We start from the raw sequence: 13,219 nt of genomic DNA, 5'->3' as shown, positions 1-13,219 counted from the left end.
TCTGGTTGTTTCGCCAGTACCTTTGCTACGGTTATCTTAATCGTTCACACGGAATTTCCCTATGACCAAATATCGACTGAGTGAAGAACCTCGTGCTTTTACTTATCAGGTAGACGGTGAGAAGAAAAGCGTCTTATTACGACAAGTTATTGCCGTAACGGATTTTAACGATGTTAAAGCCGGAACCTCCGGCGGCTGGGTTGATGCCGATAATGTGCTGTCACAACAGGGGGATTGCTGGATTTATGATGAAAACGCGATGGCCTTTGCGGGCACGGAAATTACGGGTAATGCGCGTATCACGCTGCCGTGCACGCTCTACAATAACGTGCGAATAGGCGATAACGTCTGGATTGATCGCGCTGATATCAGCGATGGCGCACGGATAAGTGACAACGTCACCATTCAGTCCTCTTCCGTGCGCGGAGAGTGTGCGATTTATGGCGATGCCCGCGTGTTAAACCAGTCAGAAATTCTCGCCGTTCAGGGACTAACGCATGAACATGCGCAGATTTTACAAATTTACGATCGCGCCACCCTGAGCCATTCGCGGATTGTCCATCAGGTACAGCTTTATGGCGACGCCACTATCACACACGCTTTTATTGAGCACCGGGCGGAGGTCTTTGATTTCGCGCTCATCGAAGGCAACAAAGACAATAATGTCTGGATCTGTGACTGCGCCAAAGTCTATGGCCATGCGCGGGTTATCGCCGGCACAGAGGAAGATGCTATCCCTACCCTTCGCTACAGCTCGCAGGTAGCGGAACATGCGTTAATCGAAGGCAACTGTGTGTTAAAACATCATGTGCTGGTAGGCGGACATGCAGAGGTACGCGGAGGCCCGATTTTACTGGACGACCGCGTGCTGATTGAAGGCCATGCCTGTATACAGGGCGAAATTCTGATTGAGCACCAGGTCGAGATTAGCGGACGGGCGGCGGTGATAGCGTTTGACGGCAATACTATTCACCTGCGCGGCCCAAAAGTGATCAATGGCGAGGATCGTATTACGCGTACCCCCTTAGTCGGTTCCCTTTAATCCGCATCAATAATGCGGGCATACATATTAACGTCGTGATAGTCGCCGTTAAGATACTCGGCCTGTTTCATACAGCCTTCCAGCGTAAAATGGTTGCGCCGTGCGACCGCATTACTGGCCTGATTATCAACGCGGCATTTAATGACGAAGCGCCGAATATCGCCGCGCCGGGCATAATGTGTCATCAGCGCCTGTAATGATTGCGACATTATCCCTTGTCCCTGGAGGGACTCATCCAGCCAGTAACCGATATAGGCGGCTTTGTTTACCGGTTCGATGGCATTAAATGAGAGTACGCCCGCCATCTCATTCTGGCAGAAAATCAGGTACATTTTGGCGTAACCACGCTGGTGCAACAGTATATTACCCTGCACATGCTTACGCGTTTCCTCCTGCGACGTGACATATTGCGGCCAGTCGAGCGACTGTTGTAGCCACGTTTTGTTTTTGAGTACCAGTTGGTGCAGCGCCGGAACATGACTTTCATCTGCCGCTTGCAGTTCCAGCGTCGTGCTAACAGGAATAATTTCCACCATCGCGTTGCCCTTCTTCGTTGTTGGTCGTAATCACATAAATAGCCTGGTTTACCGATAACCCGCAGGTGATATGAGCGTTTTTATTGTATCGCCATCACATTATTTTTTATTGGCCCTATTTAGCGTATTTCCGCGTGACACATTTCACACTTATCCAACCATTCTCCGCCTATAAAACGCTCAACAACTGATTGTTTTATCACCACGGAGACGCCAATGACCTTTTCTGTGCAGGAAACGCTTTTTTCTTTACTGCGGCTAAACGGGATTTCAGGACATGAAAGCAGTATTGCAAACGTTATGCAGCACGCGTTTGAACAGCAGGCCAAAGACGTCTGGCGGGATCGCCTGGGCAATGTCGTCGCCCGTTATGGCAGCGATAAATCCGACGCGCTTCGCCTGATGATTTTTGCGCATATGGATGAAGTGGGTTTTATGGTACGCAAGATCGAACCCTCCGGTTTTTTACGTTTTGAACGCGTGGGCGGCCCGGCGCAAATTACTATGCCCGGTTCGATTGTGACGCTTGCCGGACGTTCAGGCGATATCATGGGCTGTATCGGTATTAAAGCATATCACTTCGCGAAGGGTGACGAGCGCACCCAGCCTCCCGCTCTCGATAAACTCTGGATTGATATCGGCGCAAAAGATAAAGCGGATGCCGAACGAATGGGTATTCAGGTGGGGACGCCAGTAACCCTTTACAACCCGCCGCACTGTCTGGGCAACGACCTGGTATGCAGTAAGGCGCTGGATGACAGGCTGGGGTGTACGGCGCTACTGGGCGTCGCCGAGGCCCTCGCCTCCACACCGCTTGATATCGCGGTATTCCTGGTCGCGTCGGTACAGGAAGAGTTCAATATTCGCGGTATTATTCCCGTTTTACGACGCGTGCGCCCCGACCTGGCGATTGGTATTGATATCACCCCATCCTGCGACACGCCTGACCTGCAGGATTACTCAGATGTGCGGGTCAACCACGGCGTCGGCATCACCTGTCTGAACTATCACGGACGCGGTACGTTGGCGGGACTGATTACGCCGCCGCGTTTGCTGCGGATGCTGGAGACCACCGCGCACGAAAATAATATTCCCGTACAGCGAGAAGTCGCGCCAGGCGTCATCACCGAAACCGGCTACATTCAGGTTGAACTGGACGGTATTCCCTGCGCCAGCCTTTCTATTCCTTGCCGCTATACCCACTCGCCAGCCGAAGTCGCCAGCCTGCGCGACCTGACTGATTGTATCCGTTTACTGACTGCGCTGGCCAATATGTCGCCAGAACAGTTTCCCATTGAGCCTGAAACAGGCGCTACACAAGAGGCACGACCATGATGAAAAAGATCCTTGTGGCATGTGGTACCGGCATGTCGACATCAACCATGATTGCACAAAAACTGCAGGACTTTCTTGCGGAGCAAGGCATTGCGGCAACCACGGCGCAATGTTGTCTGAATGAGATCCCGTTGAACTGTAACGGTATGGATCTCATCGTAACGTCCATGCGTACGCACAGTGACTATGGCATCCCGACGCTCAACGGCGCCGCCCTGCTGACAGGCATCAACGACGACGCATTAAAACAAGAAATCAAGGCGCTGTTAACACAATAAAGGGGGCATTATGTTTGATTACATCCTGTCTCTCGGCGGCACCGTCTTTGTGCCCATCATTATGATTATCATCGGCTTAATCTTTCGTATTCCCTGGCTGCAGGCGGTGAAAGCCGGGGTGACGGTCGGCATCGGTTTTGTCGGCATGGGGTTGGTGATCGTCATGGCGATCGACAGTCTCAGTCCGCCGATTAAAGTGATGATTGAGCGTTTTGGCCTGACGCTGCATGTGTTTGACGTCGGCGCCGGGCCCGCGTCCGGCGTCGGCTATGCGACGGCCATCGGCGCTATGATCATTCCCGTTATCTTTCTGCTCAACGTCGGTATGTTGGTGACTCGTCTGACCAAAACCATGAACGTTGATATTTATAACTACTGGCACTACGCCATTACCGGAACGGTCGTCCAGTTGATGACCGGCAGTCTGATTTATGGCGTACTGGGCGCGATTTGCCACGCCGCCTTGTCGTTGAAAATGGCCGACTGGACGGCGAAACGGGTACAGAACATTGTGGGTCTGGAAGGGATTTCTATTCCGCAAGGGTATGGCTCCAGTTCCGTGCCGTTGTTCGTATTACTGGATGCGATATACGAAAAAATACCGTTTATGAAAGGACGCAATATTGACGCTCAGGAGATCCAAAAACGGTATGGGATGGTCGGCGACCCGGTGATCATTGGTGTTGTTCTCGGGCTGATCTTCGGACTTGCCGCAGGCGAAGGCTTTAAAGGGTGCGCAACCTTAATGATTACCGTGGCGGCGATTATGGTGCTGTTTCCGCGCATGATTCGCCTTATCGTTGAGGGGTTAATGCCCATTTCCGACGGCGCGCGTAAGTTCTTCCAGAAACACTTTAAAGGGCGCGAAGTCTTTATCGGTCTGGATACCGCAGTGACGTTAGGCCACCCGACCACCATCGCGGTTGGACTGCTGTTAATTCCCATCATGTTAATTCTGGCGAGCATACTGCCGGGCAATAAAGTCCTGCCGCTGGCTGATTTACCGGTCGCGCCATTTTTTATCTGCATGGCCACGGTTATTCATCGCGGCGATCTGATTCGTACTCTGCTCAGCGGCATCATTGTCATGATTACCGTTTTGCTGATCGCCACCCAGTTTGCACCGTACTTTACCGATATGGCGCTCAAAGGCGGCTTTAGTTTCGCCGCTGAAAACGCGCAAATTACCGCGCTGTCGGTGGGAAATATGTTTGGCTGGTCAATATCTGAATTGATGTCGCTGGGCATGATTGGCGTGGTTATTGTGGTCGGCATTGTCGCCAGCATCATACTTGTCTTACGTAAACGTGAACTACCGGAATAAGGAGCAACCCAGAATGAGTTGGCTAAAAGAGGTAATAGGAACAGAAAAAGCCGTTATCGCCATGTGCCATTTACGGGCGTTGCCGGGCGATCCCGGGTTCGATACCAGGAAAGGCATGAACTGGGTAATTGACCGCGCCCATGACGATTTAATGGCGCTACAAAATGGCGGCGTGGATGCGGTGATGTTCTCCAACGAATTTAGTCTGCCTTATTTAACGAAAGTCAGACCGGAAACGACCGCCGCGATGGCAAGAATCATCGGTCAGTTAATGAGTGAAATTCGCGTACCGTTTGGGGTAAACGTGTTGTGGGACCCTGTGGCCTCGTTTGATTTGGCGATGGCGACCGACGCAAAATTTATTCGCGAAATTTTCACCGGCGCTTACGCCAGCGATTTTGGCGTCTGGGATACGAATGTCGGCGAAACCATTCGCCATCAGCATCGCATCGGCGCAAGTCACGTGAAAACGTTGTTTAACATCGTTCCAGAAGCGGCGGTGTATCTGGGAAACCGGGATGTCTGTTCAATTGCGAAATCGACCGTATTTAACAATAACCCCGATGCCCTGTGCGTCTCGGGGCTGACGGCGGGCGCTCGCACGGATAGCGCCATACTGAAGCGGGTAAAAGAGACCGTCCCCGACACGGTCGTGCTGGCGAATACCGGGGTGTGTCTGGAAAACGTCGAGGAGCAGCTCTGCATTGCCGACGGATGCGTAACGGCAACCACGTTTAAAAAAGACGGCGTCTTCGCCAACTTTGTTGACCAGGCGCGCGTGGCGAAGTTTATGGAGAAAGTACGCCATATCCGACAATAAAATGGGGATAAGCAAAACGCTTATCCCCTGCAGAGAGCGATAACTCTTCTGCCGATCTCCGTCGCCTTCGCCAAAAGACACGCCGGGGATCGGTTTCAGAGTAACCCGAACCGGCAAGGAGTCAACGATCGATGATTAATGATGTTAAGTGGGTTCAGGCGCAACGCCATGCCAGCGACTGGCGACACGCGCTGGATATCGCCGTTCGTCCGCTGATTACCTTCGGCGCGGCGGCCCCCTGCTACCTGGACGGTATTATTGAGAACACCCTTAAATGGGGGCCATATTATCTTATCGCGCCGGGGATTGCGCTGCCCCATGCCAGACCGGAGCAAGGCGCCAACCATAATCAAATCAGCGTCACTACGTTAGCAACGCCGGTCGCTTTCGGCAATGCGGATTGCGATCCCATCTGGCTGTTGCTTTGCGCCAGCGCCACGGATGCTGAAGCACATATTCGCACCATTCAACGCATCAGCCAGTGGCTCGACTCGCCGGAAAGCGTCGCGATGCTGCAAAATGCGCCAAATGATACCGCGCTTTTCGCGCAATTAACCGCATTGCGCTGATGGAGGTTCCGATGATCCTGCACCCTTCACTGGCCTCCGCCGATCCGCTGCGCTATGCCGAGGCGTTGACCGCTTTACACGATGCGCCTCTCGGCTCGCTGCATCTGGATATCGAAGATACCAGTTTCATCAACAATATTACCTTCGGTATGAAAACCATTCAGGCAGTCGCACAACACACTCGCCATCCGCTCTCATTTCACCTGATGGTCTCATCACCGCAACGCTGGCTACCCTGGCTTGCAGCTATCCGCCCCGGCTGGATTTTCATTCATGCCGAAAGCGTGCAAAACCCCTCGGAGATTCTGGCGGATATTCGCGCTATCGGGGCGAAAGCAGGACTGGCGCTTAACCCGGCAACGCCGCTATTGCCCTATCGTTATCTGGCATTGCAACTGGATGCGCTGATGATCATGACCAGCGAACCCGACGGGCGCGGGCAGCAATTTATCGCCGCGATGTGTGAAAAAGTGAGTCAGAGCAGAGAGCATTTCCCTGCTGCGGAATGCTGGGCGGACGGCGGTATTACACTTCGCGCCGCACGGCTGCTTGCCGCCGCAGGCGCACAGCATCTGGTGATTGGCCGGGCGTTGTTCACGACGGCGAACTATGATGTGACGTTGTCACAATACACCGCGCTATAAAGGAGTCATATGCTGATGAGCCAACAGCGCCCCGACCGTATCAAACAGATGTTGCATTACCTTTGGCAACACAGGCACCTCTCAACACAACAAGCTATTGAGCTTTTTGGCTATGCAGAGGCAACCGTACGCCGGGATTTTCACTATATCGCCAGCCGTTATCCCGGAATGGTTCGCGGCCATGGTTGTATTGACTTCGACGACAGCACGGAAGATAAAGAATATGTTTTCGACGTTAAGCGAACGTTACAAAGTGAGGCGAAACGCGAAATCGCCGCCCTCGCCCGCACGTTCATCAAGGATGGAGACTGCTTTTTTCTCGACTCCGGCTCCACCTGTCTGGAACTGGCAAAATGTCTGGTTGACGCCAAAGTAAAAGTCATTTGCAATGACATCAAAATCGCTAATGAACTGGGTGGCTTCCCACACGTAGAGAGCTACATTATCGGCGGACTGATCCGCCCCGGCTACTTTTCGGTGGGCGAGAGTCTGGCGCTGGAGATGATTAACGCCTTTGCCGTTGAACGCGCCTTTATCTCCTGCGATGCGCTGTCGATTGAAACGGGCATCACCAACGCTACCATGTTTGAAGTGGGCGTTAAAACGCGCATTATTCAGCGCTCACGCGAGGTCATATTGATGGCCGATCACTCAAAGTTTGATACTGTAGAACCCCATGCGGTGGCGACGCTGTCCTGTATTACTACCATTCTTAGCGACAGTGCGCTCCCGTCTGCTATCGCCCGACGTTATCAGCAGGCGGGATGCCGTCTCATCATGTCAACCCCCTCATCAGGAGCGCGTTAATGGACATCAGGCACATGAACAAAACCCATCTGGAGCACTGGCGCGGATTGCGAAAACAGCTCTGGCCTGATCACCCGGACGACGCCCATCTGGCGGACGGCGAAGAAATTCTGCAAGCCGATCATCTGGCATCATTTATTGCGATGGCAGACGGGGTGGCGACTGGCTTTGCGGATGCCTCAATCCGCCACGATTATGTCAATGGCTGTGACAGTTCGCCCGTGGTTTTCCTTGAAGGTATTTTTGTTCTCCCCTCGTTCCGTCAACGCGGCGTAGCGAAACAATTGATTGCAGCGGTGCAACGATGGGGAACGAATAAAGGGTGTCGGGAAATGGCCTCCGATACCTCGCCGGAAAATACAATTTCCCAGAAAGTTCACCAGGCGTTAGGATTTGAGGAAACAGAGCGCGTCATTTTCTACCGGAAGCGTTGTTGAGGGAAATCACACAGTAAAAGGTCGGGTATAGTACCCGACCTTTATATTACTGGGGCAGATCTTTTTCAGTTAACAAGCGTGTCATTTTCACTTGTTCAATATTCCTGGCGCCACCCAACATCATGTTAATTGTCAGCTCTTTGTTTAGCTGTTCAATCACTGATGCCACACCCTGAGCGCCGCCAAGATTAAGACCGTATAATACAGGCCGGCCAACCGCCACAATATCCGCTCCGCTGGCTAACGCTTTGAATACGTGCGAACCACGGCGTACTCCACTGTCAAAAATAACAGGCACTCGCTTGTTGACGACTTTTGCAATCGCAGGAAGCATATCGAATGAGGACGGCCCGCTGTCTAATTGACGACCACCATGATTAGAAACCCATATTCCTGCGGCTCCGGCCTGGATAGCAATTTCAGCATCCTCCGGCGACTGAATGCCTTTTACGATAACCGGCAGACCGGAAATACGATGTACATAGGCAATATCCTCCGGCGTAAAGGCTTGTTTAGCCTGCGCGTAAATTTCACTTATCCCTGCCCCTTTGCCGGTTTTTGAACCATCGTCATTTTTTCTGGCGAACATTTCCAGGTTTGCAAAGCCCAACGGGAACTGGAAGTTATTTTTAATATCTTCTTCCCGATAGCCACCGACAGGCGAATCTACGGTCAGAATAATCGCTTTAGCGCCATGCTTTACCGCTTGTGCAAGAATAAATTCGTTAAATTGATTATTCTTACTCATATAAAGCTGGAAGAAGAACGGATTTTTCCCGGAAACGTTAGCCACCTCTTCGATGGTCTTGTTGCCATAAGTGCTCAACGAGAAAATCGAACCGACCTGCGCCATGCCTTTCGCCGTCGCCAACTCTCCGGAGGCGTGGGCCAGGCCCTGCGCTGCCATCGGTGCCTGGATTATAGGCGTTTTAAGCGGAATACCCAGTAGCTGCGTTGATAAATCGATCTCTTTTAACTCAATGCCCTGTAATACGCGCGGCATAATATATTTTTTGTCAAAGCTTTCGGTGTTGCTGCGAAGGTTATTCTCATCTTCGGCTCCACCGCGAATATAACCAAATGCCCCTTTCTCCATTCTGGCTTGAACGCGCGCTTCCAGAGAGGCTACGTTCGTCATTTTTATTGCTTTTTCGTCCGTGCTGGCTTTGTACTCTTCAGCATAAGCCAGACCTGACGTTGCCAACATCGCCAGCGAGGCCACTACCCGAATGAGGTGATGAGTTTTCATCATCATTCCCTTTATTGCTTAACCGCTTCTGCCTGGATTTTTATATCGACAACTTTCGTCATCCCCATATCGACCAGATAATCTACACCCCACTGGGTGCGATCTATTTGCGTGACAAAATCACCACCGCAAACCTGCGCCTTGAATATCGGGCTCATATAACAGCCAAACTTGGTGGTGGTTAAGGTGACGGGCTTAGTTACTCCCTTCATTGTTAGCAAACCGTCAATAGAAACCGGTTTATTATCTTCAAAATGCCATTTTGTCGATTTAAATACTATTTCTGGATATTTTTCCGCATCCAGAATATCGCTACTGCGAATATGGTTATCAAACGCATCCACCCCGGTATTTAAGGCGCTCACGGGAATCGTCACGCGCATCTCTGCGACTTGCTTTTCCGGCTGATATTTCAGTTCGCCGCTAATAGCATAAAACCCGCCATGATTGGTTGAGGTCTGGAAATGATCGATATTAAATACCGCATTGGTATGCGTATTATCAAATTTATATACATCTGCATGAGCAGCACTTAATAAACCCAGAGACAGGACAGCACCAAGAAAACTCTTTTTCATTATATTCACTTTATATCTTAAATAAGGTGAAGCTATCTTAATGTCCCCTGTCCGCAGGATCGAGAGGGATAAACAGGAAGGACTGTTGCAAAAATAGAACGATGGAAAGGCCGTGTCACAAAAACAGCGGCTCACGAATGAGTTTATGCCAGGGCAATTTCCGCAACCTGTACCGCCTTTGTGGCGGTACAGAAGGCAAACTGACTAACGCATGATACGATCGTCGACATAACGGCGCTTATCCGGCGCGGGCGGGAAATACTGATACAGCCAGGTTTCGCTGATAGCCTCCCCCTGGCAGCGCAGGAACATACGCATATCCACCGGTGCCGTAGAATCCGAGGTCGGATACCAGTCAAACTGGATACGATAACCGTCGAAAGGCTCTACGTAGAGGATCTCAATCTGCTTCGCCTCGCCACTGGAGAGCGTAATCACCGGCTCAATGCCTTTTGGCGCGGCCGCTTTCAGATCGCCGCCGACAAAATCAATAGCAAAACGGCGCGCCCATTTATCCGGGTAATGTTCGCCCGGCGCCCAACCTTCGGGAAATCCGCCCATCCCTGTACGGGTCGCCATGACCCGCGCAAGCGGCGATTGTACCGGCGGCTGCGCGCTCCAGTACAAACGATAATTGAACGCCAGCGCATCCCCGGCTTTGATCGCTTTTTCCGGCTGCCAGAAACAGACCACATTATCCAGAGTTTCACCAGTGGTTGGGATCTCCATCAGGCTAACCGCGCCTTTCCCCCACTTACTGCGCGGCTCCACCCACAGGCTCGGACGTTTGTTGTACCAGCCCATCACATCCTGATAATGCGAGAAATCACGATCGAGTTGCAGCAGGCCGAACCCTTTTGGGTTATCGTCCATATATGCATTGAACTGCAATTTCTGCGGATTATTCAGCGGGCGGCAAATCCACTCGCCGTTACCCCGCCACATCGCCAGCCGATCGGAATCGTGAATTTGCGGATGAATGGTGTCGCATACCCGGCGTTCATTATTCCCACAGCTAAACATACTGGTCATCGGCGCAATGCCAAGTTGCTTAATATCTTTACGGGCGTAGAGATGGTTTTCTACATCCATGATCACCTGCGATTTTTCGCAATGAATCACAAATTTATACGCGCCCGTCACGCTGGCGCTGTCCAGCAGAGCGTAAACGGTAAATGTAGTATCGCCCGGCTTCGCGGTGTCAAACCAGAATGCGGTGAAGTCAGGGAACTCTTCCTGACCGTCAGTATAGGTATCTATCGCCAGCCCGCGAGCCGACAGGCCATACTGATAAGTATCATCTACCGCCCGGAAATAACTGGCGCCCAGGAAGGAGACGACATCGCGCCGCGCCAGTTCCGGCGCTTTAAAGACACGGAAACCGGCGAAACCGAGATCGCTCTGCCCTTCCAGTTGCGTCGTATCGACGCCGGCATCGTTGTATTTAAACAGTTCCGGGCGAAAATGAATCTCGCGAGCAAGATGCGTCGTCGTATCAACGGAAAACATGCGTACGCGACGACGAAAGCCCATCCCTACGTGGAAAAACTGAATATCGAGCTGCCGGTTGGCAACACCGTTCCAGAGTGAATGCGCCGCGTCATACTGAATGCTGTTATAGGCCTGCGGCGTCAGATTGGCGAGCGTATCCGGCAAGGGTCCCGGCGCGCCGCCCCAGGGCTTTTTCGCTAACGCCTGGGCCATTGATTGCAGACCAGCAAAATCAAAACGGACAATTTTACCATCCGCAATATCGGATTCCGCGGCAAACGCCGCCTGAGAAAAGAGTGAAGCAATACCGCTGGAACCGCACACGGCGGCCATTGCCATTGAACCTTTAATAAATCGTCTACGATTCATACCTGAAAATGAGTCCTTCTGGTCTTGTGAATGGTCCCGCGCTGGTTTTTTCAGCAGCAAGAATGTGCCCGTTTCTGACCGCTCACTCTAGACAAAATTCATTAATAATCCAATTGTTGGTCGCCTGGAAACTGTGCAAAAGCGTAAATATTTTATGTCGATAAGAACCGACCGAATCGGATGTAAACCTCACGCAGCATTCTTCAGGTTATGAAAAGTTTATTCCAGACTAACGTGATGTTTCATGACTCGTTTAAACAGCGCCAGACGCGCACGCATAAAGCGGTTTTCCACTTTAAAACCGGCAAGTTTGTTCAGCCCAATCCGCAACAGACGATCTCGCCCCCGAATGCTGGCGGGCCAGCGAACCGGGCCGTGCAGCACGTCGCGCGTGCGGCTGGCATGACGAGCGAAATTCACCCAGTAATCCGCCACCTGCGAGGCAAAGGCCAGGTCATTCTCATTCACATAATGGCATGTGGTCTCAGCCCGCGTTAACGTATCGAATACATACGGTATTTCATTGCCATGACAGGCACCATTCGCGTAGGTGTTATGCTCCGCTTCGGCGACATAATCAAACCAGTAACGCCAGCACGGTTCGCCGATCCGCTGCTGCGCTTGCATGACGACATAACCCAACGTGGTAAATACCATATCCCGACAGACCTGCCGCCCTAGTGCTTCGTCGCCTTTCACTCCAGGATAAAGCAGCCGGATTAACCCCAGGCCAACACGCCGCTCACGGCGCATTTTTTGAATTTGACCGGCAATATCGACGCCAAAAACTGCCAATACGCTGGCTTCATCGCTATTCGAGCCGATCATCACCGGTATCGGATGCTGTTTCGCCGCAAAGAAGGTTTCCAGCATCGGATGCGGCAGCACGACGTCGCCGGAAATCGGCGTCGGCGCAATTTTAAAAGGCGCGTCCAGCGGCCAAAACGTCTCTGCCGGTAAAGCGCGTAGCTGTTCGGCAGTGGCATGGGCTAAGCCAAGATGTTCTGCCAGCGCAACGCCTTTTTTTAGCGCCACCTCGCGGGGCGTATCCGGCAGCGTATAACCACTCTGAATAATCGCTTTATGAAAAAGCCCCTTCGCCAACGGCGAAGCCATCAACGACAGCACGCTGCGGGCGCCGGCGGATTCGCCAAATAACGTCACATTCTGCGTATCGCCGCCAAATGCGGCAATATTGTCCTGCACCCAACGCAGCGCAGCGATTTGATCGAGTAAAGCGAAATTATGAATACACTCCGCCTCTCCGCCTTCCAGCGCCGGATGCGCGAAAAAGCCCAGATGGCCAAGCCGATAATTGACCGTCACCACGATCGCGCCGCGCTTCGCCAGCGCATGTCCGTCATAGGGCGGCAAACTCCCCGCGCCAATAGTGTAACCGCCGCCGTGTAGCCAGACCATGACCGGCAACGGTTCATGACGCACGGCGGGAGCCCAGACGTTCAGATAGAGGCAGTCTTCGGAAAAATTTCCCGGATCGCCGCCGCCGAGTTCACGACACCAGGTAATATCCTGCCAACTGGCGCAGGAGAAACAATCCGCCTGGCGCACATCCTGCCAGGGCGTAACAGGCTGCGGCGCACGCCAGCGTAGCTCCCCTGTTGGCGGCGCGGCATAAGGTATACCGCGCCAGATATGGATTTCTTCCTGTACGACGCCCACGATTTTACCGTGACGCGTCGCCACCAGCGGAATGGAGGGATTCAACATAACGCCTTCCTT

14 protein-coding genes are annotated in these 13,219 nt (G+C 52.4%); 9 read left to right on the top strand and 5 right to left on the bottom strand.

The window, feature by feature from the left end; genetic code table 11:
• Window positions 1–61: 61 nt before the first annotated feature.
• The gene (gene ydcK / locus LCS67_RS11180) at window positions 62–1,042 is read left to right on the top strand and encodes a YdcK family protein (RefSeq protein ID WP_031569112.1); all 981 of its coding nucleotides are present in this window, start codon (window positions 62–64) and stop codon (window positions 1,040–1,042) included.
• Here ydcK and rimL read toward each other — a convergent pair.
• The gene (gene rimL, locus LCS67_RS11175; RefSeq protein ID WP_000229299.1) at window positions 1,039–1,578 is read right to left on the bottom strand and encodes a 50S ribosomal protein L7/L12-serine acetyltransferase; all 540 of its coding nucleotides are present in this window, start codon (window positions 1,576–1,578) and stop codon (window positions 1,039–1,041) included. The genes ydcK and rimL overlap by 4 nt on opposite strands.
• A 216-nt stretch (window positions 1,579–1,794) precedes the next feature.
• Here rimL and LCS67_RS11170 point away from each other — a divergent pair, with 216 nt between their 5' ends.
• The 8 genes from LCS67_RS11170 (at window position 1,795) to aac(6') (ending at window position 7,792) form a co-directional block, all read left to right on the top strand.
• Entirely contained in the window at window positions 1,795–2,913 is a 1,119-nt protein-coding gene (locus LCS67_RS11170; RefSeq protein WP_000144624.1) for a M42 family metallopeptidase, read from the top strand.
• On the top strand, window positions 2,910–3,191 hold the full coding sequence (gene sgcB, locus LCS67_RS11165; RefSeq protein WP_000976132.1) for a PTS sugar transporter subunit IIB SgcB: 282 nt from the start codon (window positions 2,910–2,912) through the stop codon (window positions 3,189–3,191). The genes LCS67_RS11170 and sgcB overlap by 4 nt, the downstream gene beginning before the upstream one ends.
• A 10-nt stretch (window positions 3,192–3,201) precedes the next feature.
• Window positions 3,202–4,515, top strand: coding sequence for a PTS sugar transporter subunit IIC SgcC (gene sgcC / locus LCS67_RS11160; RefSeq protein ID WP_000460835.1), 1,314 nt, complete (start codon window positions 3,202–3,204; stop codon window positions 4,513–4,515).
• A 13-nt stretch (window positions 4,516–4,528) separates the two neighbouring features.
• Window positions 4,529–5,335, top strand: coding sequence for a BtpA family protein SgcQ (gene sgcQ / locus LCS67_RS11155; RefSeq protein WP_000118616.1), 807 nt, complete (start codon window positions 4,529–4,531; stop codon window positions 5,333–5,335).
• A 131-nt stretch (window positions 5,336–5,466) separates the two neighbouring features.
• Window positions 5,467–5,904: an SgcA family PTS sugar transporter subunit IIA gene (sgcA, locus tag LCS67_RS11150; protein ID WP_000606456.1), complete on the top strand. Its 438-nt coding sequence runs from the start codon at window positions 5,467–5,469 to the stop codon at window positions 5,902–5,904.
• Between the two features lie 11 nt (window positions 5,905–5,915).
• Window positions 5,916–6,548, top strand: a complete 633-nt coding sequence (locus tag LCS67_RS11145; protein WP_000600603.1) for a ribulose-phosphate 3 epimerase family protein — start codon at window positions 5,916–5,918, stop codon at window positions 6,546–6,548.
• Window positions 6,549–6,563: 15 nt separating this feature from the next.
• Window positions 6,564–7,355, top strand: coding sequence for a DeoR/GlpR family DNA-binding transcription regulator (locus LCS67_RS11140; RefSeq protein WP_023197658.1), 792 nt, complete (start codon window positions 6,564–6,566; stop codon window positions 7,353–7,355).
• Window positions 7,355–7,792, top strand: coding sequence for a cryptic aminoglycoside N-acetyltransferase AAC(6')-Iy/Iaa (gene aac(6'), locus LCS67_RS11135; protein WP_000354599.1), 438 nt, complete (start codon window positions 7,355–7,357; stop codon window positions 7,790–7,792). The genes LCS67_RS11140 and aac(6') overlap by 1 nt, the downstream gene beginning before the upstream one ends.
• 46 nt (window positions 7,793–7,838) lie before the next feature.
• Here the strand turns inward: aac(6') and LCS67_RS11130 are convergent, their stop codons facing one another.
• From LCS67_RS11130 to LCS67_RS11115, 4 genes are all read right to left on the bottom strand, one after another.
• The gene (locus LCS67_RS11130) at window positions 7,839–9,041 is read right to left on the bottom strand and encodes a lactate oxidase (protein ID WP_000848083.1); all 1,203 of its coding nucleotides are present in this window, start codon (window positions 9,039–9,041) and stop codon (window positions 7,839–7,841) included.
• A gap of 11 nt (window positions 9,042–9,052) precedes the next feature.
• Entirely contained in the window at window positions 9,053–9,628 is a 576-nt protein-coding gene (locus LCS67_RS11125) for a YceI family protein (RefSeq protein WP_001024319.1), read from the bottom strand.
• Between the two features lie 195 nt (window positions 9,629–9,823).
• Window positions 9,824–11,479: a glucan biosynthesis protein D gene (locus LCS67_RS11120; RefSeq protein ID WP_001081945.1), complete on the bottom strand. Its 1,656-nt coding sequence runs from the start codon at window positions 11,477–11,479 to the stop codon at window positions 9,824–9,826.
• Between the two features lie 219 nt (window positions 11,480–11,698).
• Entirely contained in the window at window positions 11,699–13,207 is a 1,509-nt protein-coding gene (locus LCS67_RS11115) for a carboxylesterase/lipase family protein (RefSeq protein ID WP_031569127.1), read from the bottom strand.
• Window positions 13,208–13,219: the final 12 nt, after the last annotated feature.

It is taken from the genome of Salmonella sp. A7, assembly GCF_020181675.1.
GTDB lineage: Bacteria > Pseudomonadota > Gammaproteobacteria > Enterobacterales > Enterobacteriaceae > Salmonella > Salmonella enterica.
Note: the sequence above shows the minus strand (reverse complement) of the source record. Positions and strands in the feature narration are given on the sequence as shown.

Bases quoted from the DNA above. Each gene is read 5' to 3' on its own strand.
- ydcK (WP_031569112.1), top strand. From the start codon at position 62: ATGACCAAATATCGACTGAGTGAAGAACCTCGTGCTTTTACTTATCAG.
- rimL (WP_000229299.1), bottom strand. From the start codon at position 1,578: ATGGTGGAAATTATTCCTGTTAGCACGACGCTGGAACTGCAAGCGGCA.
- LCS67_RS11170 (WP_000144624.1), top strand. From the start codon at position 1,795: ATGACCTTTTCTGTGCAGGAAACGCTTTTTTCTTTACTGCGGCTAAAC.
- sgcB (WP_000976132.1), top strand. From the start codon at position 2,910: ATGATGAAAAAGATCCTTGTGGCATGTGGTACCGGCATGTCGACATCA.
- sgcC (WP_000460835.1), top strand. From the start codon at position 3,202: ATGTTTGATTACATCCTGTCTCTCGGCGGCACCGTCTTTGTGCCCATC.
- sgcQ (WP_000118616.1), top strand. From the start codon at position 4,529: ATGAGTTGGCTAAAAGAGGTAATAGGAACAGAAAAAGCCGTTATCGCC.
- sgcA (WP_000606456.1), top strand. From the start codon at position 5,467: ATGATTAATGATGTTAAGTGGGTTCAGGCGCAACGCCATGCCAGCGAC.
- LCS67_RS11145 (WP_000600603.1), top strand. From the start codon at position 5,916: ATGATCCTGCACCCTTCACTGGCCTCCGCCGATCCGCTGCGCTATGCC.
- LCS67_RS11140 (WP_023197658.1), top strand. From the start codon at position 6,564: ATGAGCCAACAGCGCCCCGACCGTATCAAACAGATGTTGCATTACCTT.
- LCS67_RS11130 (WP_000848083.1), bottom strand. From the start codon at position 9,041: ATGAAAACTCATCACCTCATTCGGGTAGTGGCCTCGCTGGCGATGTTG.
- LCS67_RS11120 (WP_001081945.1), bottom strand. From the start codon at position 11,479: ATGAATCGTAGACGATTTATTAAAGGTTCAATGGCAATGGCCGCCGTG.
- LCS67_RS11115 (WP_031569127.1), bottom strand. From the start codon at position 13,207: ATGTTGAATCCCTCCATTCCGCTGGTGGCGACGCGTCACGGTAAAATC.